The organism is Moraxella sp. RCAD0137 (assembly GCF_002894025.1).
Classification (GTDB): Bacteria; Pseudomonadota; Gammaproteobacteria; order Pseudomonadales; family Moraxellaceae; genus Moraxella; species Moraxella porci.
Window position 1 is genome coordinate 261,886 of sequence record NZ_LTCC01000001.1, and the last position, 21,428, is coordinate 283,313.

Consider the following 21,428-nt stretch of genomic DNA (forward strand, 5'->3'; position numbering starts at 1 on the left):
AATGATATAAAAATCGCCTAAAAGCGGTAGAAATTTGGACTATTGTATCACGAAATCAAGCCATTGTAATGGCAAATCATGCATCCGATGGGGAATGTATAAGCTGCCAGAATTGTTTTTTGATGTCAGCATGCATCAGCATATCATTGATTTGATAGCGTTTGTGCAGTGTGATTTGGTGTATCGAATCAAGCATCAGATAATCAGGCAACGCGGTCAATACCGCCATGTGACGCAGCGGATTGGCCGTAATCATGCAGCCAAAAATAAAGCCCTTTAACGAAGTATTAGCCGTTGAAACTGAGGCGGCATTGCCATCCTCTGTAAATAAAGGATAATCCAGTGTTTTGGTATAAAACGCTGCGCCTGTGCGCTGGGCTTGGTTTTTGATGGCTTGATTCAGCGACATCCACAGCTCACGGCCTGCTGTGTCGAGCGCATCACTATCCACCAAAATCAGCCACTGCTGATAGATGATGGCTTGTAGATGAAATTCGATGGCATGGGCAGCGGCTGTATTCTGTGAATCTATCGCACTTGACTGCTCTGCGATGGGTTCTGCTTTAATATCAGCCGATGAGGTATCAGTCGTCAAATTTTCTTTGGTCTTGGCGGTCGCTTTTAGCAGTGTGTCGATGATCTGTCTGGGGTTTTTGGCGGCCTTTGATGATGGCTCAAGCTTAACATCGCGAGTATTGACCATAGCTGGCACAGATACGGGATCGGTCTGATGTGCTAAGACTTCAGGTGTATTAGGCGGCGTGGCTTTTGGGGTCAGACTGATGGTGCTGCTGCCGCGATCCGCCCACAGCATCACACCCAGCTGTGCTAGGATGTGACGGTTTTGGATGCGTCTGTTTTGGTGCTGTGCATGAGTCATCATGTCATCCATGGCTCAGCTGTCCGCCATCGCAATAGGTGCAGATGATGGTACTGCCAAGCTATAACGGCAGCTTGAGGTCGGCTCGGAGAATTGCGCGCCCCATTTGCGATACCCTTGGGTATCCAGATGAATGGCGCCTGTGGCATATAGACCTAAGCCAAATGCGTGTCGCTCACCGTGGCTGAGCCAATAATCGCATAGCTTGTTTTGGATCTGGTACAGCTCAGGGCTGTCAGCAGTCAGATCAGGCACCCAAATATCGATGGCGCTGTTATTAAGATGCTTACTGGCAGGCGCACCCCCTGCGCAGGCATTCAGGCTAGGATTGCGATATACGGATCGTATCTCGGTGTGTGGCGGCAGTATGTTGGATTTTTTAAGTTCATCATATAAGCGCAGCGTCGGCAGCATATTATTCCACAGATGCTGTGGCGGCACTTGATAAGGGGCGTGGCCACAGCTTTGCCATGAACGAGCCGTGGTTAATAGCTGACGCATCGGCGGTACAGCATCACTGGATAACTGCCCGCCCAAATAAGCTTGATAAATGGCGACCTGCGGATCTTGCTGTGCATCGAACCACAGCTTAAAATGCTGCTGACTGCCCACAGCCAAAGTCAATAGCTGATGATCTGTTTGCTGCACAGGATTTGGCAGCTGATGGATCATCGTGCCAGTAGAAATGGCGGTCTTTGATGGCGGTGCTTTGGACGGCTTGGTTTGGGTTTGTGGTGCAGGCGTGGTACAAGCACCTAGCACAACAGCCATCACCCATATGCCAGAAATATAAAAATAACGCGCCATAATTTGATCTCGCAGGATTATAAAGCTTATTACAGCTATCAAGTCAAAGCCATCAAGCCGTCCTTATAGCTTACACCATCGCTTGATTTTTGGCAACCAATCCCCATATTATAAAGATAAGCTTGATAACACAGCTTAAATTAATTTAGCCATAGGATCGGGCATCTGATGCGCATTAGACTGTAAGTGCGGTTGGTTGTGGCGATATTTCATAAAAATAGCGTCAATTTGTGCAAAAATTATACAAATTTCTGTGTTTTTTCATCGAAATATACTTGTAATTTAATAAAATGGTGCTAAGATAAGGTATTTGGTGCGCTTAGCATCACTTTACGATTTATTATTAACTTTATTGATACTTCATTGAACTTTGAAGTGGTATTGATACTGAATGTTTTGATTCTGAAAATGGCTACTATTTTGGCAAAAAAATACTTGGGTTTGGCTCAAGTTTCATTGACAGAATTTTCAACAAAAAGGTAAAACCATGAAAACAGTGAGCAAATCTTTACTTGGCGTCGTCAGCATTACTTTGAGTGCAAGCTTTGGCCTAAATAGCCATGCTGCCAACAATAATGCCAATATCGATAATGTCCTACAGCAGCTCAGCGCACAGCACAACAATGCCTCAAGCCTTGTCAAGCAAGCGCGCCAGCCTTCCTCTTTGGCATTAAACAGCCCATTGATCGCTCAATCTGCCAATACCAAAAAAGCCGATGATAACACGCCTGTCTTGGATCGCTTGACGGCGGTCGCTTCAAGCACGGTCAATAAATTTAAACAAACTGGCATCGCCTCTTGGTATGGTCGCCAATTTCATGGCCGTAAGACCGCCAGCGGTGAAACCTTTGATATGAATGCCCTAACGGCAGCGCACAGCAGTCTGCCGATGAACTGCTATGTGCGCGTCACCAACCGCGACAATGGCAAATCGGTGGTGGTTAAGATCAATGATCGACCTAAGACCAATCGTGTACTTGATCTATCCTACGGTGCTGCACAAGCCATCGGCATGACGGGTAATGTTGGCAATGTCACCATTGAGCGCATCGATTAAGATCACCGATACCCCAAAGACCGGTTTTATCCGGTCTTTTTCATACCCTGTAGATCACGGCTCACGAATCGCCATCAAAATCTGCTGCTTAAGCTCAAGATATGCTTGAGACTGCAAAAAACCCTCCCCTTTAGGCACCATAAAGTGATGGCTTAACTGTGCAGGAAAGCCTTTTAGCAAATAAACATGATCAGATAAATAAATCGCCTCATCAATATCATGAGTGATGATTAAGCAGGTCAATTGATGCGTCCGAGAAAATTGTAAAAACCACTCGTACATCTCAGATTTCGTCACAAAATCCAATGCCGAAAAAGGCTCATCAAGCAGCATCAGTGCATTATTTGATAAATAGGTGCGTAGCAGTGCCGCGCGCTGGCGTTGGCCGCCTGAGATCTGGCTTGGGTATTGATCGGCCAAGCCATCAAGACCAAATGGAGTTAGCTTTGGTGCGATAATCTCGTCGATGGCCGCGCGATCCAGACCGCGCAGCACCAAAGGCAGCGCGATGTTTTGATAGACTGTTTTAAAGGGGAGTAGTAGATCTTTTTGGAGCATATAGCCCACATGCCCTGGCTCGCCTGTCACACGATGGCCATCGATGATGACAGCACCATCATCTGGGCGGATCAGCCCCGCTGCGATATTAAACAGCGTGGTCTTACCCACGCCAGAGGCGCCGACGATGCTCACCACTTCGCCAGTCTTAACACTCAGTGACAGCCGCTCAAACAGTGGCAAATCACCATGAGCGGTCGAAAAGCTATGACAAATCTCATCCAAGACCAGCTTGGTCATCATGGCACCTGTTTAGTTAATTGGCTGAATTGGGCAGATAATCATTACTTACGCCTGCCTGCGGTGGTAGCGGCTTGTCGGCCAAGCCTTGATCATTCACCCAACCAAAAAAGCGATCCCAACGCGCATAGTCAAACCGCCCCCAGTCGCCCTGCTCATCCAGATACTTAGGCGAGATATAAGCTTGACTTTGTGCAGCAAGCTCTGGATTGATTTCAGGTGCATGCTTGACTAAGATCTGTACGCTTTGCTCTGGATTTTTGGCAGCGTATAGATAGCCTTCTTTGATGGCGGCCAGCGCTCTTTTATACTTATCAGGATTGGTCTTTAGTGCCTCACTGTTGGCGATGAGTAGCGGTGCATAATAATCAAAGACAGGATCGGCATCTTTTAGATAAAAGAAATTGGTATCCACGCCTTTGATCTTGGCATGGATGCCATCCCAACTGTAATACGCCATAATATAATCAAACTGATTCATGCGCAGTGCAGTGGTCGCATCGGTCGATTCACCCGGAATCTTATTTAGTGGCGCACCGACCACTTGAGCGACCACCGCATCATCGACAGGATCCTCCCAAGTCGAATAGCGCTTGCCTACCAGATCTGTCGGTGAAGTCGCACCCAGGCTGGCCAAGGACAGCAATCCAGCGCTGCTGTGCTGAGTGATGGCAGCCACGGCCGTGATCGGCTCGCCTTTATTGAGGCGTTTGACCATATTCGGCTGAAAATACACACCGAAGTCTGCGCGTTGATTGGCCACCAGTGTCGAGGTACTATCTTCACTTGGCTGAACGATCTTAGCATCAAAACCTTGCTTGGCAAAATAGCCCTGATCCAGCGCCACATACAAGCCTGTGTGATTGGTATTCGGCACCCAATCAAGCGCAATGATCAGCTCTTCTTGTGTCGCTTGCTTGGTTGTGGTTTGACTGCAAGCGGCAATACCCACACCCATCAGAATGACGATTGCCGCCTTTAAAGGGTTTATGCCAAAAAATTTCATTTCCTACTCCTTGTGTTGATAGTTCATTACACGGCGCTCTAGCCATTTGACAAAAGCAATCAGCGCCAATGTCAAAAAGCTGATCAAAAAAATCACCGCAAACATATTATCCAGCTCATAAGATTTTCGGACGCGCGTCATATAGACGCCCAGCCCATGATAGCCACCAAGCCATTCTGCGATCACCGCTGATATTAACGCATAGCTTAGCGAGACTTTTAATCCAGTAAAAAAATACCCCATTGAATAAGGCAGCTTTAGATGGCGATAAGTTTGGTATGTTGTCGCTTTCATCGAACGAAACAAATCCAGCGCCTCGCGACTGACCGAGCGATAGCCGTCCAGTAGCGCAATGGTCATCGGAAAAAACACCGACAGCACCACCAGCACCACTTTTGGCAAAATACCATAACCCAGCCAAATCACCAACAATGGTGCGATGGCGATGGTGGGAATGGTTTGATTTAATAAAATCAGCGGATAGACACTTTGGCGAAATGGCCTTGACAGATCCATCACGATCGACAGCACAAAGCTAAGCACAAGCCCAATCGCGGTGCCGATAAATGCTGTGATCAGCGTGTATTTGGCATGATGCGCAAGTAGCCGAGCATCCTCAAACAGCGCCTGCATGATCTGCCAAGGACTGGGCAGTAAATAATCTGGCAGCAGTCCTGTGGCCACCACCAGTTGCCAGACCATCAAAATGATCATCACCAAGCTGTATTGATGCATCAGGCTCAAAAGATGGCGCATACAAAAAATCAAAAGAAAGTGTGTATCTATTTTAGCACATCGCCACAAGTGTGAAAACCAATCAATCTGCATTTACTGCGTTTATCTGCTGATTATTTAAAAGCAATAACGGCTGATGGATTTAATAACCAATCTCGATGATAATGCCATCAGCCACATTAGAGATATTAAAGAAATAATATGCAAAACTGCGGAAATTAAATTGCTCATTGAGCAATAATTTGGTAAAATTAAAACAATAATTAACCCAATGTCTTTTTGGAGTAAGGTTTATGAAACATCTTGTACCTGTAATTGGACTGAGTTTGGTGTTGACTGGTTGTGATGGGGATATCATCAAAAGCATGGCTCGCGCGGTGTTGGCTGATGAGATCAATCAGGAACAGACCCAAGCACAAACTGGTGCTGTCGAGCTACAACCAGTTCAGCCGATTCAGCCATCAGCAGCTGAACAATTTGGTACACCTGAACAGCAAACCATCGCCCAAAACAAAACTGTCGCCCAACCTGCTGCGACACAAAATGCGCGTTCAAGATTTACTGAGACGCCTGTCAATGCCTACGCCACTGTCATTACCCGTCATGGCAGCAATGTAATGGTGCGTCAAAGCCCCTCTAAAAACGGCCGTAAAGTTGGTTATCTGTACACCGGTGAGCCAATTCGCATCTTGGCTGAGACCAATCAATGCGAAACCATCAATGGCATTTATAACTGCTGGGTAAAAGTTCAAGACTCAATGGGCTTGACTGGTTATAGCTTTGGCGGATATTTGGATTATTGATTTTAGACCAAGATGATGAGACATTCCAACAACAAGCGGCCGCCGATTTTAGGTATATTGCTGATATTATTGGGCTTACTGGCAGCGATTTACTTCGCCAAGGATTTAATCTTCCCTAAGCCAAGCAAACAGACGGTCAAAGATGTGTACCCGAATGAGGCCACCACCTCGACGGTGGACATTCCTAAGACCAACGCCGAAACAGCGCCCGAGCAAGGGGTGATAAACACCATGCCATCATCAAACATCACTGCGCCACGCGACAGACTGTCGCAAGTTCACGGTGCGGGTAATGATTCAGAGCTGGTCAGCCTACCCCCCAAATACACCAGCAAAAATGAGCAGATTCATAAAGATGTTTATGATCCTTTGATGGCAATGATTGCAGCCGCGCAAAAAGACGGTGTGTCACTTTCGGTTGTCTCAGCCTATCGCTCTTATAAGCGACAAAAACAAATTTGGGAAAATAAATGGGGCAGCGCCTCTGATAATGACTCAAAAAAGGCATTAAGCATCCTAAAGTGGTCATCATTTCCTGGCATGAGTCGCCATCATTGGGGAACGGAAGTAGATTTCAATAGCGTAGCCTTAAACTACTGGCAAAGCGCACAAGGCATTGCCACGCATCAATGGCTGGTTAACAATGCGCCATCCTTTGGCTTTTGTCAGGTGTATGGCCCAAACCGTGAAAAAGGCTATAGCGAGGAGCCTTGGCACTGGTCTCACATACCTACCGCTGATAGATATTTTGGACAGATTCAGCATCCTGAGATTCTACAGATCGCCCTAAATCAGCCTGTAAAAGGCGCGCAGGCAGTCCGCTCTTTGGGTACTGCTATGGATTATGTCACCACCATCAATCACTGCGCTCTGTGATATTGTTGCTTGATGCTGGATTTTGCGATTCATCCAAGGTCTGGCAACAAGCAAGCATCATTTTTTAGCATCTGTGCCGCGACATCATCACCGCGATATTTCCAATGCCAAGACTCTTCAGCCACGCCGCTGACTTTTGAGTACGCTTCCGTATAAGTCTGATACCAACCATAATGGTGCGCATTTTCAAGCAGCCAAGTATAGCCTTTGGTCTTCACAAAGCTGTCATCAAATGGTGAAAAATCGACTGCCAAACCCGTATGATGCTCAGAATATCCTGCTGGTGCTGACAGTCGATAGATCTGCGCTGGGCTTTGTTTGGATTTGATCTTGCGATTGATCAGATCTTGTTGATATTTAACAGAGCGAAAGCCAGAAGCGATCGTCAGCGGCGCGCCATCAGCTTTGGCAGCGGCCATCATTTTTCTAAGCGATGGTGCGGCTATTTTATGCACTCGGTGTCGATTCACGACCACAAGATCCGCCCATTTGACCTCATCAAAAGCAAAATGATAAATACCGACGCGCTGAGCGTCTGGGTTTGGTGTACAATCGGCTTCGGGGTGCAAAACATCCGCCTGATCAGACATCAGCGTGGATTGCTTGGAGGTAGCTGTGTTATTTTCTGACAATAGCCGTATCAACAAAGGTTCAATCGATGGGTTGTGATCTTGGGTCAGTCGATTGCTTAGATGGTCTGTCTGTGTTGCCAGACTTGTCACAGGCCAAAGCAGTGCCGATGTGATGAATAAATAGAAGTGTTTCATAAATTTAAGATGATTTAGAATTTTAACTATTGTTATGGCTTTGAAAATGATACAGTCGCTCACAAACTACATCACCAACTTTTTGATTAATCGGTGGATTTTGCTTAAAGTATTGGTTTTCTGATTCGTGCAGATTGATGATGAATTGATCAGCGGTTTGCCAGACGATGACTCTGGGGAATTGCTCACTGATACCAAATGCACGGCGTATCGAGTCTTTGAGCGTCTCAAGCTGAGCCTCGTTTAATGGGCTGTCTGTGAGATAATTCAGACCCCACACTTGAAGCTCATCAAAATGATGGCGCTGTGTGAGCAGATCTTTGCTCATTTGCCATTTGCCTTGTAATTTCACCAAATAAACAAAGCTCGGCACATCCAAATCTTGCCATCTTAATCGACTGATGCTGACATAATCACCATCAAACTCATAGGTGATGAAATCCACCACCTCAAAAGTACTGCTTGTCCCAATCATCGCATACTGACCAGTGCATTGCCAAGTACCCACCAGTGTTTCAGACGCGCGCGCATTGGCAGATGCGCCAAGCATCCAAGCACATCCCAATAAGGCAATGAATTTCTTTAGCATAACAATATTCTCAATGATAATTTTATCAGGGTCAAATGCTTTGCTGGTGGTAATGTTGTCATCATAAACTCAAGCTTTAGGTATTTAAGTAGTATAACAAAAAAGGCAGCCGTAGCCACCTTTTTTATGGATTCATCGATTACATCAAGATACGGCGTGGATCTGCCAATAGCTTAGCGATATAGCGTGTAAATACCGCAGCATCAGCACCGTTGATGGCACGATGGTCATAAGACAATGACAGTGGTAGCATCAAGCGTGGCTCAAACTCTTTGCCATTCCAGCGTGGTTGGAAGGTGGATTCTGAGATACCCAAGATTGCCACTTGTGGGAAATTGACCAGTGGCGTAAAGTATGTACCACCCATATTGCCTTGGCTAGAGATGGTAAAGCTTGCGCCTTGTAGCTCTTTGGCGGTCAGCTTCTTATCACGGGCTTTCTTGGCAAGCTCGCCGATTTCTACAGCTAACTGACGGATGCCTTTGGCTTGTGCATCTTTGATGACTGGAACAATCAAACCATCATCGGTAGCAACAGCAATACCCATATTGACCGACTTGCGTATAATCATTTGGGTGTTGTCATCAGAGACATGGCTATTAAACTTCGGATGCTGAGTCAGTGCGTACGCTACCGCCTTGACGATAAATGCCAAGATGGTTAGGCTCACACCCTGTGCTTTGAACTCGCCTTTAAGCTCATTACGCAAATTCTCAGTATCGGTGATGTCCGCTAGATCAAACTGAGTAACTTGAGGGATAAGCGTATTCAAGTTCAGCTGTGGGATAGAGACTTTTTGAAGTCGAGTCAGCTCAACAGTCTCAATCTCACCCCAGATTTCTTTGTTTGACATATCTGGTAGTGGTGGCAAGCCAGCTCGTGCTGCTGCAGCTGGTGCGCTTGTTGCTGCTGCAGGCTTGGTAGCAGCACTCATTACGCTCTTGACATAGCCAAATAGGTCTTCTTTTAGGATACGACCATGTGCAGCTGTACCTGTTACAAGGCTGATATCCACACCCATCTCACGAGCCAGCTTACGCACTGCAGGGCCTGCATGGGCATTGCGTGCTTTTTCGTTGACGACTGCTTCAGGCAGCTTAGTGCTTGCTGTAGCTGATTTAGGCGCTTCTGCTTTTGCTGGAGTGGCCTGTGGTGCTGCCGGTGCAGATGCAGTCTGAGCAGCTGGTGCAGAGACTGGTGCAGACGCACCACCTTTGATGGTGATAAAGGCTTGACCATTTGATACCGCATCACCTTGATTAACAAGGATAGCTTCAATCACACCATCAACTGGTGCAGGTACTTCGACAGAAGCTTTATCGGATTCAACCAAAATAAGTGGCTGATCTTTGGTCACGGTATCACCAACTTTTACCATCACATCAGCGACTTCGGCACTTTCTACACCAAGATCAGGTAGGTTGTGCGTTTGGCTTGATGCTGGTGCAGATGCAGCTGGTGCTGCGGTTTGTGCAGGCTGCTCTACTTGTGCAGGTGCAGCAGTTGCCACAGGTGCTGACGCAGATTCAGACGCACCGCCTTTGATGGTGATAAAGGCTTGACCATTTGATACCGCATCACCTTGATTGACAAGGATGGCTTCAACCACACCATCAACTGGCGCCGGTACTTCAACTGATGCTTTATCAGATTCAACCAAAATAAGTGGTTGATCTTTGGTCACAGTATCACCAACTTTGACCATGATGTCAGCGACTTCGGCACTTTCTACGCCAAGATCAGGCAGGTTGTGCGTTTGGCTTGATGCTGGTGCAGATGCAACTGGTGCTTTGGTTTGCGCAGGGACTGCTTGTTCTGCTGCTGCGGCCGCTTCAGGCGCTTCTTCTTTGGCTTGTGGTGCTGGTGCCGCTTCGCCTGCTTCGACGGTGAATAACACAGAACCTTCGCTGATACTATCACCAACATTGACATGAACAGCGGTGATGGTGCCTGCAACGGGTGCAGGCACTTCGACTGAGGCCTTGTCTGATTCGACCAAGACCAAATTGTCATTTTCGCTGACTTGATCGCCAACTTTTACCATTACTTCGGCCACTTCGGCACTTTCTACACCCAAATCGGGGGCTTTGATTTCCATCATGTTCTCCTATTATTTGGGCTCTTGAATGTTGCTGTCATTTAAGAGTGCAGCATCGGCTTTATCTTCGCTGCGACCTTCTTGATCGATGGCTTCGTCTGGTTCATCGATCAGCTCTGGCACTGGGTTTGGCTCACGAGTTGTCTTCGGTGCTGGCGCATCTGGGAAGAAATCATACTGTGGCTGTGGCTGCCATGCAGGTGCTTGGTCAGCATCAATCTCAAAGCTATTGATCGCATCTTGGACTAGGCGTACATCGATTTCGCCTTCATCGGCCAATTTTTTCAGGGTAGCAACCACGATATGTTCTGCATTAACATTGAAGAAGCTGCGCAGTTTAGCACGGCTGTCTGAACGGCCAAAGCCATCAGTACCTAGCGTCACATATGGACGGCTATCTGGTAGCCAGCCACGAATTTGCTCTGAGTAGTTACGCATATAGTCGGTCGCTGCCACAACGATACCTTTGTGTGGTGCCATTTGCTGAGTGACCCATGGGGTTTTTTGTTCAGCAGTTGGGTGTAGGCGGTTGTAGTCATCACACGCCATACCATCACGAGTCAGCTCGTTAAAGCTAGTGACGCTCCAGACATTGGCCGTGATACCGAACTCATCTTTTAGGATACGAGCAGCTTTTTGGACTTCATGCAAGATAACACCAGAACCTAGTAGCTGTACTTGTGTTGAGCCATTGTCCTCAAGTAGATACATACCGCGTTTGATGCCTTCTTCGACACCTTCAGGCATCGCTGCATGCTCGTAGTTTTCGTTCATCAAGGTGATGTAGTAGTACACACGCTCACCTTCGCCATACATACGGCGTAGGCCATCATGCATCACGACTGCCAACTCATAGCCATAGCAAGGATCATAAGTCACGCAGTTTGGCACTGTGCCAAATAGGATATGGCTATGACCATCTTGGTGCTGCAGACCTTCACCGTTTAGTGTGGTACGGCCAGCGGTTGCACCAAATAGGAAGCCTTGTGCTTGGCAGTCACCTGCCGCCCATGCCAAGTCACCGATACGCTGGAAGCCGAACATTGAGTAGTAGATGTACATTGGGATCATCGGCAATGCGTTTACTGAGTAGCTGGTCGCCAGGGCAATCCACGCACTCATTGCACCCGCTTCATTGATACCCTCTTCAAGCATATGGCCATCTTTGGCTTCACGATAGCCCATCAATGCTTCAGCATCTTCAGCGACATAGTTTTGACCGACAGATGAATAAATACCAAGCTGACGGAACATACCTTCTAGACCAAAGGTACGCGCTTCATCAGGTACGATCGGCACGACATGCTTGTTAAGACCTTTGTCTTTTAGCAGTGCTGACAATAGGCGAACAAAGACCATCGTCGTTGATTGTTCTTTACCCTTTGAGCCTTGTAGCACTTGATCAAAGATCGATAGCTCAGGAATCTCAAGTGCAATATGACCACTACGACGTGATGGCAAATGACCACCCAGTGATTCACGGCGACCCATCAAATATTTGTACTCGGCGCTGTCTTCGCTTGGGCGATAGAATGGCAACTCTTTTAATTGCTCATCGGTGAATGGCAAATCAAAACGATCACGGAAATATTTTAGACCACTTTCGTCCAATTTCTTCAATTGGTGCGCCTTGTTCACCGCTTGGATTTGGCTTGATAGACCATAGCCTTTGACAGTCTTAACCAAAATCACCGTCGGCTGACCTTTGGCTTTCATCGCCTCGGCATACGCTGCATACACCTTCTTCGGATCATGGCCGCCGCGGTTTAGGTGCATCAGCTCTTCATCTGTCCAGTCCTTGACCATTTCAGCCAGCTCTGGATATTTTCCAAAGAACTCTTTACGGACAAAAGCGCCATCACGAGCGGTGTACAGCTGATATTCACCATCGACGACTTCTTCCATGCGCTTTTTAAGGGCGCCTGAATCATCTTTGGCAAGTAGCGGATCCCAATGATCACCCCAAATGACTTTAATCACTTTCCAGCCAGCGCCACGGAAAACTGACTCTAGTTCTTGGATGATTTTGCCGTTACCACGCACAGGGCCGTCTAGACGCTGTAGGTTACAGTTGATGACCCAGATTAGGTTGTCAAGCTTTTCACGGCCTGCCATTGAGATGGCACCCAAGCTTTCTGGCTCATCCGTCTCACCATCACCCAAGAATGCCCATACTTTACGATCTTCATCTTTGATCAGACCGCGGTTAGTTAGGTATTTTTGGTTACGCGCTTGATAAATCGACATCAATGGACCTAGACCCATTGATACGGTTGGGAACTGCCAATAATCTGGCATCAAATATGGGTGTGGGTAGCTAGATAGGCCTTTGCCATCCACTTCACGGCGGAAATTCTCCAGCTGTTCTTCAGATAGGCGACCTTCTAAGAACGAGCGAGCGTACATACCTGGCGCGCCATGACCTTGATAGTAGATCATGTCACCGCCGTGCGCTTCGCTTGGTGCGCGCCAGAAGTGGTTAAAGCCTGTTTCGTACAATGTCGCTGATGATGCAAAAGTCGCCAAATGTCCGCCCAAATCATCGTTATTTTGGTTGGCACGCATCACCATAGCTAAAGCATTATAACGAATCAAGGCACGCAGTTTGCGCTCCATGTGCAAATCGCCAGGATAATTCGGCTCATCTTCAACAGGAATGGTATTGATGTACGCGGTATCCAGACGGTTAAAAGGCAACCCCTCTTGGACGGCCATGTTATACAATGATTTTAGTAGGAATTGTGCACGATCTTTGTCGGCATTTTTAATGACCGATTCAAAAGCGTCCAGCCACTCTTGAGTCTCAATATGATCGGGGTCGTTATAATATGTAGTCATTACGATAACCTGTTAAAATGAATCCGCCATCAGATCATGGCGGCAGCTGACACATGAGCGACGATCCACTCATGCAACCAATGGAACAAATTCAATATACAAATGTTCTTGTTTATTATAAAAGGATTTTGTCAAAATGTTTATTCAATAAAATAAATATCGATGGCGCTTTCATTTATTAAAAAAATGTTGGAGTTAATCCAAAATTAATATCCATCGCCCTTCGACATTCAGCTGCTTTATTGTTCAGTGACTGCCTTTGCCCGCTGTACCAAATCCGCCATCACTCGTGATTCATGCGTATCAAGCTGTGATAATCCATCAATAACACCCTGTCTATTTTGGGCGTCTTTATTTTGGCTTAGCTTAAAAGATGCTTGAACATCTAGGATGTCAAGCTCAATCGCCACCAATGCCTTGCACAGTTGATGAATAAACTCATCTGGCGCATCTGTCAGTCGCCACGGGGTATGATCAGGGTTGCTATTATGTAGCTGATTTTCAAAATAATCAGTCGTTTTGGATAATATATCAATGGCGGCAGCTTCATTGGCAAGACTGGCTTTGGCAGTGATATGCACCGCTTGATAATTATAAGTCGGCACCTCTTTATGGCTGACTGCCTTGGATGGGTACCAGTTGGCACTGATATAGTGATTGGCACCAGTGAACACGATGAGCCATGGCGTATCAAGGTGTCGCCACATTGGATTGGCTCTAGCGATATGCGTAATCAGTCGCCCACCCTGCTCATCGTTCAGATACAGTACAGGCACATGGCTTGCCACAGGTACGCCATCGATGATGGTAATGATGGTCGCAAGCGGATACTGCTGAATCATCTCAATGATCGATGAGCGTTGTGATGGCTGAAATGATTTTGGGATAAACATAAAAAAACCTTAATTACACCACTGACCGATCAATCGGACAAATCCAATAAAAAAGCTGCCACTTGTCGCACCCCTTGCATATCATGAGACTTTAAAGGTAGGCGTACTGGATTCATCTGCCACTGCCCATCGATAGACACCGCCAAAATATCCAAATCCATTACCACTTCATAGTCATACTCGGCACATTTTTTGGCAGGATCACGACCACAAGCCTGCTCAATCTGCTTAAGCGTAGTTTCTATGTCTGTATATTGCATAGATTTTGTCAGTGCTATGTGTGCTACAGCATTATGATACACTCGCTGACTACGCCCTGTAAAATCACTCCCAGTCACAAGCTCCGATAATCGCATCTCGCCAAATTTCTGAAGCTTGGACACTGCACAAGCAAAAGCCATGTCCGCCTGATGATTGCTCCCCAAGGCGATCACCAGATGAGTAACTTGCCCATCCGTCATACAGATGCCCTGCGTACGATTTTGACACCGACGCTTTTGGCTGCCTTGATAGCGTTCGGCTTATGGATGGTGAGCGTAATTTGGCTACAGGGATAATGAGCTAGAATATGCTCAGCTATCTTATCTGCCAATGTTTCAAGCAGTTCAGCCTGAATCTCGTGGCACAGTCGCTCAATGTCTTCGCTGACCGTTTTATAATTAATCACGTGTGCCACATCATCATCCTTGATGGCACGACTCATATCACACACCATCTCTGCATCAAAAATCAGCTGCTGCTTAATCGCACGCTCCCACGAATACACGCCAATCAGCGTATTCACCTCCAAGCCTTGGATAAAGACAATATCGCCCATAGTGGTTTTCCAATGATAACTAATTAATTAGATTTTCTTTTTAATAAATCAATACTAAAAATCGCCAAAGCTGTCCAAATCAGTCCAAAGACAATGATATTTTGGAGGCTAAATGGCTCTTTATACAAAAACACCGCAAGCAAAAATACAATGCTTGGTGTTAAATAGCCCATAAAACTCAATAAAGTAAAGCTCACCATTTTGGTGGATTTATTATAAAGCAATAATGGAATCAGCGTGATTGGGCCTGACAGCATTAATAGCCAAATATCCGCTGACAGCCACAAATCAAGGCTTGAACTTGCCACACCTGCTTGCGATAGCCACAAAAGACACAGTGGTAATAGCAATGCTGTCTCAAGAAACAAACCATCAATCGCATCAAACGGTGTCTGCCGCTGAATTATCCCATAAACGCTAAAACTCAGCGCCAACAGCAAACTCACCCACGGCAGACCGCCTAGCCACACCACCTGTATGCCGACTGCGATGGCAGCAAGCAGCACTGCAATTTTTTGTAAGTTTCTGAGTTTTTCTTTTAGAAATACTAAAGATAATGCCACACCCATTAATGGATTGATAAAATAACCAAGACTTGCTTCAAGCACCTGATCATGGGTCACCGCCCAGACATAAGTCAGCCAGTTGGTGCCAATGAGCAGTGCTGCAATAAAGGTAATCCCTAGCCATTTGGGCTGATGACGAATCACACCAAGCCAAGCTGTACGACGACTAAGCATCAGCACAATCAGTAGCAGTACAAACGTCCAAACCACTCGATGCACGATGACTTCGATGGCATTATAATGGCTTAACTCTTTAAAATATAAGGGGAAATTTCCCCATAACAAAAAAGCCACCAAAGCGATGATGATGCCTTGGGTGGTGGTCTTGACCGTTTTGGTTGGCTGATTCACGATGTATTTTCCTTATTGGCTCACCGCCATTTGGTGTTACAAACCGTGATGAGCTCATGGGTCAATCATCAAGCACAAATCATATCTTAATGAATGAAATATAAAGAGGGTTATTTCACATCAATGCTTAGACCGACCGAATTGGCAAGTTCAGCAAAGTTTGGAAAACTGGTATTGACCGTCTCAGTACCTTGGATGATAATCTCATCAGATGCACGAGCCGACGCCACAGCAAAGCTCATGGCGATACGATGGTCATGATGTGACTCAATCACACCCCCGCCAAAGATGGCATTACGCTCGCCTGCCACACCACGGCCTTGGATGATGATGCCATCTTCTAGGACAGTTGATTCTACGCCCAAAGTCGCCAAACCATCTGCCATCACTGCAATACGGTCAGATTCTTTGACTCGCAACTCTTTTGCACCAGTCAGCTTGGTTGTACCTGTGGCACAGCTGGCTGCGACAAACAGCACAGGAAATTCATCAATCGCTAGCGGCACGAAATGCTCAGGAATATCAATGCCGTGCAAATCCGATGGCTTAACAGTGATATCAGCGATTGGCTCGCCACCGACGATGGTTTCGTTAGTCACGGTGATGTCAGCACCCATCAGCTTAAGGATATCAATCACACCGGTACGAGTTGGATTCATGCCGACTTTTTGGATGGTCAAGCCTTCACCGCCACCAATTGCACCTAGCACCATAAAAAATGCCGCACTTGAGATATCAGCAGGTACGATGATATCTGTCGCCGTCAAGCGTCCACCACCTGTCACTGTGATGACATTACCATCGGTATGTACAGGATAACCAAAAGCGTTCAGCATACGCTCGGTATGATCACGGCTGACTTCAGGCTCACGGATGGTGGTTGTGCCATTTGCCCAAAGCGATGCCAAAATCAAGCATGACTTAATCTGCGCTGATGCCACAGGCAAGGTATAATCAATGGCCGTCAATGACTGCGAACCTGTGATTGATAGCGGTGCTGTGCCTTTTTCGCCCGTCGATTGGATTACGGCACCCATCTCACGCAGTGGCTTTGCGACACGCTCCATCGGACGCTTAGATAGGCTAACATCCCCAGTCATGACACTGTCAAAGCGTTGAGCAGATAAAATCCCTGCCAACAGACGCATACTTGTGCCTGAATTACCCATATACAACGGCTCTTTTGGTGCTTGTAAGCCATCGATACCCACGCCATGAATGGTGACTTTATCGCCATCGCGTTCGATTTTGACACCCATATCAGCAAATGCCTGCAAGGTCGCCAGTGCATCTTCACCTTGCAAAAAACCGCTCACATGAGTCACGCCATCGGCAAGCGAGCCAAACATGATACTGCGATGTGAAATAGATTTATCCCCTGGTACGGTGATGGTACCTGCAATGTGGTTTTGGGGGCGGATATGGTAGCTTTGACTCATAATCGTGTCCTTGATGGCATCGGTTGTGATGATGCTATTGGGTTTGTGTGTGGATTTTTTGGCAAGCATATGCCCAAAATGACGGCGTGCATGGCGAGAGGTCGCCAGCCAATCAAGTAATTTTTCTGAATTTTGTGTCTCGATAATTTCTTTAAATTCATTCAGATGTTGTTGAAACTCATCTAGAGAGTTAAGCAGTGCTGATTTATTGGCAATAAAAATATCATGCCACATCACAGGATGACTGGCGGCAATGCGACTAAAGTCACGAAAGCCCCCTGCAGCATAACGAAAAATATCCAAATTATCATCATGGCTTGCCAGCTGATGCGTCAGGCTAAACGCCAATAAATGCGGCAAATGACTAGTATAAGCCAAAATCTCATCATGACGCTTGGCATCCATCTCGATGACATCCGCACCCACACCCTGCCATAGCTGACGCAGTTTGGCAAGTTGTGTCAAATCCGTACTGTCCGTCGGGCATAGTATCAGCTTATGTTGTACAAACAGCTCGCCATTTCTGGCATGAAAGCCTGAGTTCTCAGCACCTGCAATCGGATGCCCACCGATAAAATGATGATGGTCGCCAAAAACTTCATCAGCAAGTGCTGCAACACTTTGTTTGGTGCTACCAACATCGCTGATTAGACAGTCTGCATCCAAGACGCCTGCATCCATCGCCGATTTGAGTGAGTACATGACAGATGCCATCGCCTTGACGGGTACAGCAATCACCACGATATCAGCACCCTTGACAGCTTCGCCAATCTGAGTACTACCATCAGCAATCACACCGGCATTGATGGCGTCTTTGATGCTTGTGGCGTTGGTGTCCATTGCAGTGATTTTGCCGACGAGCGGTGTGCTGCGACGCTGATTGGCATTATGCACCGCCTGCACCAGCGACGCACCAATCAGCCCAAGCCCAATCACGCACAGATGGGCAAACAGTGGCTTTGTCATCTCATCCATTGGTGATAATTCCCGATTTGACTGATGATAATTTGCATTAAAATAATCACTCAATTCTTAACAAAAGCTAAGAGATATCATCAATTATAGGACGGCTTTTGGATAAGAACCCAACACTCGCAAATCCTTGACCAATGGGCGAATATCTTCGATAGCAGCAGCCACATGATCATCACTGATATGGCCATTCATATCAATAAAGAACACATAAGCCCATTTGTTCGGACGCTCTGGACGAGTCTCAATACTGGTCATCGATACACCATGGCGACGCAGTGGCTCAAGAATCTCAATCAACGCACCTGCTTTATCAGGACTTGAGACCATGATGGATGTCTTATCCGCACCAGATGCACCGACATCTTCACGACCAATGATCAAAAATCTCGTGGTGTTATTTGGATTATCTTCGATATTTTCGTGTAGCTTGTGTAGGCCGTATTCTGCCACAGCCACATCCCCTGCAATAGCAGCTGAATGCCATTCATTTTGGATACGGCGAGCCGCTTCGCCATTACTTGATACTGCGATACGCTCCACACTTGGGAAATTGACATCCAGCCAATGACGGCATTGTGCCAAGGCTTGCTGATGTGCATAGATACAGCTTAGATTTTTGACTTTGGTGTGTTCAGCGACCAAAAAATTATGATGGATAGGTAGCTCCACTTCACCGATGATTTTTAGGCTAGAGCCAAGGAATGCATCTAAGGTATGATTGACCACGCCTTCTGATGAGTTCTCAACCGGCACGACGCCATACATTGCACTGCCTGATTCAACTTCACGAAACACATCCGTGATGGTGGCAAGTGATACGGTGGTCGCCGCCTTGCCAAAATGCTTCAGTGCTGCTGCGTGAGTGAATGTACCCACAGGCCCAAGATACGCCACTTTTTGCGGTGCTTCCAGCTCAAGACATACCGACATAATTTCACGGAATAAGCGAGCCATCTTTTCGCCTGATAATGGGCCTTCGTTACGCGCCATCACCGCTTTTAGCACTTGAGCTTCACGCTCAGGGCGATAAAAAATCGGATGATCTTCATGGTTCTTTTTGGCGATGGCGACTTTTTGGGCGACTTTTGCACGCTCATTAATCAAGGTTTGAATTTGTTCGTCGATGCTATCAATTTGATTGCGGTAGCTTTTGATTTCGTCTGTATTAATCGGCAAGGTAGGCGTTTCGCTCATGACAGCTTCCTTTTTAAATCAACATAAAATATGTCAATGATACACGATTTTTATGTTTTGGTGTAGTGATTTTGGCAAACTTTCTTTTATAATCGTTTTAGCCGATACGACCGCGCTCTACTGCGATACAAAGACATTATTCAATCAATTGATATAAGAATAGATGGCTTATCATATCAAAACCAGTAGCGAAAATCGCCCAAATGTGTTACTTTTAATCCACCTTTTAGACCATTGAGATTTTTATGAATAGCTTAGAACAATTATCACAGCTCACCACCATCGTCGCCGATACCGGTGATCTATCTGCCATTGCCCGCCTAAAGCCTGTTGATGCCACCACCAACCCAAGCCTGATTACCGCTGCTTTTGCCAGTGGAGAACATGATGAATTATTAAGCCAAATCAAAGGCTTGGATACCGATACCGCCATCGATACGCTGACCGTGGCACTGGGTCATCTAATCAGCACTCTGATCCAAGGCCGTGTCTCTACTGAAGTGGATGCACGCCTATCGTTTGACACCGATGCCACCATCGCCAAAGCTTATGACTATATCGATCGCTATGCCAAACTCGGCGTCGATAAAGAGCGAGTACTGATCAAAATCGCATCAACTTGGCAAGGTATCAAAGCCGCCGAACAGCTTGAAAAACAAGGCATCCACTGCAACCTAACTCTGCTATTTACTGATACCCAAGCCCGTGCGTGTGCGGATGCTGGCGTGACTTTGATTTCGCCATTTGTCGGTCGCATCACCGATTGGCAAAAAGCACACGAAAACCGCCAAGACATCGCCATCAACGAGGATATGGGCGTAAACTCTGTGAAGTCGATTTATCAATTTTATAAATCACACGGCTACCACACCCAAGTGATGGGGGCAAGCTTTCGCAGTATCGAGCAAATCATCGCTTTGGCAGGTTGTGATTTATTGACCATTTCACCCGCCCTACTCGATGAATTGGCAAACAGTCAGCTACCTGTCACAAGACAGCTTATCCAAAATAGTGAAATCAGCACCAAGCCAACACCGCTAAGCCAAGCTGACTTTGAGCAAGCCCAAGACGCACATCCGCTAAATTCCCTACTGATTAAGGGTATTGATGGCTTTGTCGCTGCTCGTGAAAAATTGGTTGAGCAGTTGGCAGGTTTATAAATCAAGCCAACTTCAGAACCGTTTGTGCTAACTAGTGCAAACGGTTTTTTCTTGATTTGGTAAATAGTTAATGATACTATTTTAATTATTTAGCCATCATAAGGAAATCATCATGCTAAAACCTGCTATCATTGCACTTGCATTATTAACCGCTATCAGTCCTGCTTTGGCAAAAGCACAAAAATTGCCGTTTGTTGGGACAAGATATTTTAATTTTGCAGGTGGTATGGGTACGGAAGAAAGCATTACCATCACAAAAAAGGGTAATGCGACTGTTAAAGCTGGAGCTGGGTCATCAATCACGCTTTATAAAGGAAAATATAAAAATCTACTACCAATGGAAGGCGGTGAGTATTATTACCAAATTAAGGGTAATACAATCCGTATGCTAGATAAGAACAAAAAATTAGATTATTCTTGTGAGTATTCAGCGAATCGAGTAAATCCAGATAGTTCAGCGTGCATTCTCACACTGTCAAACCTTGATTAACTTTTAAAATTCAAAAATTTTACTTGCAAAATTTCGATACATCTGTAAACTAATCATCTGATGATTTTTACCCAACATTGTGCCAGTCTAGGATTGGCACAATCAAGGCACTAAGGTGAATTATGAAAAAATATCAATGTATCGTCTGCGGCTGGATTTATGACGAAGAGCTGGGCTGTCCAGAAGAAGGTCTTGCCCCTGGCACTCGCTGGGAAGATATCCCAGAAGACTGGCTATGCCCTGAATGCGGTGTCGGTAAGGCCGACTTTGAAATGGTCGAAATCTAATC

20 protein-coding genes and 1 pseudogene are annotated in these 21,428 nt (G+C 46.3%); 6 read left to right on the plus strand and 15 right to left on the minus strand.

The features are described from left to right. Window positions 1-76: 76 nt before the first annotated feature. Both AZ602_RS01125 and AZ602_RS01130 read right to left on the minus strand, forming a co-directional pair. The gene (locus AZ602_RS01125) at window positions 77-880 is read right to left on the minus strand and encodes a hypothetical protein (protein WP_146025207.1); all 804 of its coding nucleotides are present in this window, start codon (window positions 878-880) and stop codon (window positions 77-79) included. 15 nt (window positions 881-895) lie between these two features. Further along, on the minus strand, window positions 896-1,651 hold the full coding sequence (locus AZ602_RS01130) for a D-Ala-D-Ala carboxypeptidase family metallohydrolase (protein WP_227525131.1): 756 nt from the start codon (window positions 1,649-1,651) through the stop codon (window positions 896-898). A gap of 778 nt (window positions 1,652-2,429) precedes the next feature. On the opposite strand from AZ602_RS01130, the pseudogene AZ602_RS10370 reads away from it, so the two are divergent. Continuing rightward, window positions 2,430-2,744 (plus strand): annotated as a pseudogene (locus tag AZ602_RS10370) (septal ring lytic transglycosylase RlpA family protein); the annotation flags it as partial. A 54-nt stretch (window positions 2,745-2,798) separates the two neighbouring features. Here the strand turns inward: AZ602_RS10370 and AZ602_RS01140 are convergent. The 3 genes from AZ602_RS01140 to AZ602_RS01150 are packed head-to-tail and all read right to left on the minus strand — an operon-like array spanning window position 2,799 to window position 5,304. Further along, a complete protein-coding gene (locus AZ602_RS01140; protein ID WP_103033316.1) occupies window positions 2,799-3,545 on the minus strand; it encodes an ABC transporter ATP-binding protein in 747 nt (248 codons plus the stop codon). Between the two features lie 13 nt (window positions 3,546-3,558). Beyond that, window positions 3,559-4,500 (minus strand): ABC transporter substrate-binding protein, encoded by a 942-nt coding sequence (locus tag AZ602_RS01145; RefSeq protein ID WP_369803850.1) that lies wholly within the window; start codon window positions 4,498-4,500, stop codon window positions 3,559-3,561. Window positions 4,501-4,551: 51 nt separating this feature from the next. After that, a complete protein-coding gene (locus AZ602_RS01150; RefSeq protein ID WP_103033318.1) occupies window positions 4,552-5,304 on the minus strand; it encodes an ABC transporter permease in 753 nt (250 codons plus the stop codon). Window positions 5,305-5,576: 272 nt separating this feature from the next. On the opposite strand from AZ602_RS01150, the gene AZ602_RS01155 reads away from it, so the two are divergent. Together AZ602_RS01155 and AZ602_RS01160 are read left to right on the plus strand one after the other, a co-directional pair. Next, window positions 5,577-6,086, plus strand: a complete 510-nt coding sequence (locus tag AZ602_RS01155) for an SH3 domain-containing protein (protein ID WP_103033319.1) — start codon at window positions 5,577-5,579, stop codon at window positions 6,084-6,086. Between the two features lie 15 nt (window positions 6,087-6,101). Further along, the gene (locus tag AZ602_RS01160) at window positions 6,102-6,962 is read left to right on the plus strand and encodes a M15 family metallopeptidase (RefSeq protein WP_158245103.1); all 861 of its coding nucleotides are present in this window, start codon (window positions 6,102-6,104) and stop codon (window positions 6,960-6,962) included. 29 nt (window positions 6,963-6,991) lie between these two features. On the opposite strand, the gene AZ602_RS01165 is transcribed toward AZ602_RS01160, so the two are convergent. The 10 genes from AZ602_RS01165 to pheA all read right to left on the minus strand — a co-directional run bounded on the left by AZ602_RS01165 (window position 6,992) and on the right by pheA (window position 19,489). Further along, window positions 6,992-7,729, minus strand: a complete 738-nt coding sequence (locus AZ602_RS01165; protein ID WP_103033321.1) for a D-alanyl-D-alanine carboxypeptidase family protein — start codon at window positions 7,727-7,729, stop codon at window positions 6,992-6,994. A gap of 22 nt (window positions 7,730-7,751) precedes the next feature. Next, window positions 7,752-8,318 (minus strand): hypothetical protein, encoded by a 567-nt coding sequence (locus AZ602_RS01170; RefSeq protein WP_146025208.1) that lies wholly within the window; start codon window positions 8,316-8,318, stop codon window positions 7,752-7,754. A gap of 139 nt (window positions 8,319-8,457) precedes the next feature. Next, window positions 8,458-10,416 carry a 2-oxo acid dehydrogenase subunit E2 gene (locus AZ602_RS01175; protein WP_103033323.1) on the minus strand — a complete coding sequence of 653 codons (1,959 nt, stop codon included), beginning with the start codon at window positions 10,414-10,416 and terminating at the stop codon, window positions 8,458-8,460. Between the two features lie 12 nt (window positions 10,417-10,428). Then, window positions 10,429-13,254 (minus strand): pyruvate dehydrogenase (acetyl-transferring), homodimeric type, encoded by a 2,826-nt coding sequence (aceE, locus tag AZ602_RS01180; protein ID WP_103033324.1) that lies wholly within the window; start codon window positions 13,252-13,254, stop codon window positions 10,429-10,431. Window positions 13,255-13,493: 239 nt separating this feature from the next. Continuing rightward, window positions 13,494-14,147, minus strand: coding sequence for an FMN-binding negative transcriptional regulator (locus AZ602_RS01185; RefSeq protein WP_103033325.1), 654 nt, complete (start codon window positions 14,145-14,147; stop codon window positions 13,494-13,496). Window positions 14,148-14,176: 29 nt separating this feature from the next. Further along, on the minus strand, window positions 14,177-14,608 hold the full coding sequence (locus AZ602_RS01190) for a 2-amino-4-hydroxy-6-hydroxymethyldihydropteridine diphosphokinase (RefSeq protein ID WP_103033326.1): 432 nt from the start codon (window positions 14,606-14,608) through the stop codon (window positions 14,177-14,179). Further along, complete coding sequence (folB, locus tag AZ602_RS01195; RefSeq protein WP_103033327.1) at window positions 14,605-14,964, minus strand: dihydroneopterin aldolase; 360 nt, start codon at window positions 14,962-14,964, stop codon at window positions 14,605-14,607. Before folB ends, AZ602_RS01190 begins: the two co-directional genes overlap by 4 nt. Window positions 14,965-14,987: 23 nt before the next feature. Continuing rightward, window positions 14,988-15,881: an EamA family transporter RarD gene (rarD, locus tag AZ602_RS01200; protein WP_103033328.1), complete on the minus strand. Its 894-nt coding sequence runs from the start codon at window positions 15,879-15,881 to the stop codon at window positions 14,988-14,990. A 110-nt stretch (window positions 15,882-15,991) separates the two neighbouring features. Continuing rightward, on the minus strand, window positions 15,992-18,295 hold the full coding sequence (locus AZ602_RS01205; RefSeq protein ID WP_103033329.1) for a bifunctional prephenate dehydrogenase/3-phosphoshikimate 1-carboxyvinyltransferase: 2,304 nt from the start codon (window positions 18,293-18,295) through the stop codon (window positions 15,992-15,994). Window positions 18,296-18,379: 84 nt separating this feature from the next. Next, entirely contained in the window at window positions 18,380-19,489 is a 1,110-nt protein-coding gene (gene pheA, locus AZ602_RS01210; protein ID WP_078316941.1) for a prephenate dehydratase, read from the minus strand. 245 nt (window positions 19,490-19,734) lie between these two features. Between pheA and AZ602_RS01215 the strand changes: the two genes are divergently transcribed. The 3 genes from AZ602_RS01215 (at window position 19,735) to rd (ending at window position 21,426) form a co-directional block, all read left to right on the plus strand. Further along, on the plus strand, window positions 19,735-20,649 hold the full coding sequence (locus tag AZ602_RS01215) for a transaldolase (protein ID WP_103033330.1): 915 nt from the start codon (window positions 19,735-19,737) through the stop codon (window positions 20,647-20,649). Between the two features lie 112 nt (window positions 20,650-20,761). After that, the gene (locus tag AZ602_RS01220; protein ID WP_103033331.1) at window positions 20,762-21,139 is read left to right on the plus strand and encodes a hypothetical protein; all 378 of its coding nucleotides are present in this window, start codon (window positions 20,762-20,764) and stop codon (window positions 21,137-21,139) included. 122 nt (window positions 21,140-21,261) lie between these two features. After that, window positions 21,262-21,426 carry a rubredoxin gene (rd, locus tag AZ602_RS01225; protein ID WP_078253585.1) on the plus strand — a complete coding sequence of 55 codons (165 nt, stop codon included), beginning with the start codon at window positions 21,262-21,264 and terminating at the stop codon, window positions 21,424-21,426. Window positions 21,427-21,428 lie beyond the last annotated feature (2 nt).

What these genes read in the sequence shown, in the direction of transcription:
- AZ602_RS01130 (WP_227525131.1), bottom strand. Translation starts at nt 1,651, where the DNA reads ATGGCTGTTGTGCTAGGTGCTTGTACCACGCCTGCACCACAAACCCAA.
- AZ602_RS01185 (WP_103033325.1), bottom strand. Translation starts at nt 14,147, where the DNA reads ATGTTTATCCCAAAATCATTTCAGCCATCACAACGCTCATCGATCATT.
- pheA (WP_078316941.1), bottom strand. Translation starts at nt 19,489, where the DNA reads ATGAGCGAAACGCCTACCTTGCCGATTAATACAGACGAAATCAAAAGC.
- rd (WP_078253585.1), top strand. Translation starts at nt 21,262, where the DNA reads ATGAAAAAATATCAATGTATCGTCTGCGGCTGGATTTATGACGAAGAG.
- AZ602_RS01220 (WP_103033331.1), top strand. Translation starts at nt 20,762, where the DNA reads ATGCTAAAACCTGCTATCATTGCACTTGCATTATTAACCGCTATCAGT.
- AZ602_RS01145 (WP_369803850.1), bottom strand. Translation starts at nt 4,500, where the DNA reads ATGGGTGTGGGTATTGCCGCTTGCAGTCAAACCACAACCAAGCAAGCG.
- AZ602_RS01205 (WP_103033329.1), bottom strand. Translation starts at nt 18,295, where the DNA reads ATGGATGAGATGACAAAGCCACTGTTTGCCCATCTGTGCGTGATTGGG.
- AZ602_RS01155 (WP_103033319.1), top strand. Translation starts at nt 5,577, where the DNA reads ATGAAACATCTTGTACCTGTAATTGGACTGAGTTTGGTGTTGACTGGT.
- AZ602_RS01150 (WP_103033318.1), bottom strand. Translation starts at nt 5,304, where the DNA reads ATGCGCCATCTTTTGAGCCTGATGCATCAATACAGCTTGGTGATGATC.
- folB (WP_103033327.1), bottom strand. Translation starts at nt 14,964, where the DNA reads ATGGGCGATATTGTCTTTATCCAAGGCTTGGAGGTGAATACGCTGATT.
- AZ602_RS01215 (WP_103033330.1), top strand. Translation starts at nt 19,735, where the DNA reads ATGAATAGCTTAGAACAATTATCACAGCTCACCACCATCGTCGCCGAT.
- AZ602_RS01190 (WP_103033326.1), bottom strand. Translation starts at nt 14,608, where the DNA reads ATGACGGATGGGCAAGTTACTCATCTGGTGATCGCCTTGGGGAGCAAT.
- AZ602_RS01175 (WP_103033323.1), bottom strand. Translation starts at nt 10,416, where the DNA reads ATGGAAATCAAAGCCCCCGATTTGGGTGTAGAAAGTGCCGAAGTGGCC.
- AZ602_RS01170 (WP_146025208.1), bottom strand. Translation starts at nt 8,318, where the DNA reads ATGCTAAAGAAATTCATTGCCTTATTGGGATGTGCTTGGATGCTTGGC.
- aceE (WP_103033324.1), bottom strand. Translation starts at nt 13,254, where the DNA reads ATGACTACATATTATAACGACCCCGATCATATTGAGACTCAAGAGTGG.
- AZ602_RS01125 (WP_146025207.1), bottom strand. Translation starts at nt 880, where the DNA reads ATGACTCATGCACAGCACCAAAACAGACGCATCCAAAACCGTCACATC.
- AZ602_RS01140 (WP_103033316.1), bottom strand. Translation starts at nt 3,545, where the DNA reads ATGATGACCAAGCTGGTCTTGGATGAGATTTGTCATAGCTTTTCGACC.
- AZ602_RS01165 (WP_103033321.1), bottom strand. Translation starts at nt 7,729, where the DNA reads ATGAAACACTTCTATTTATTCATCACATCGGCACTGCTTTGGCCTGTG.
- AZ602_RS01160 (WP_158245103.1), top strand. Translation starts at nt 6,102, where the DNA reads ATGAGACATTCCAACAACAAGCGGCCGCCGATTTTAGGTATATTGCTG.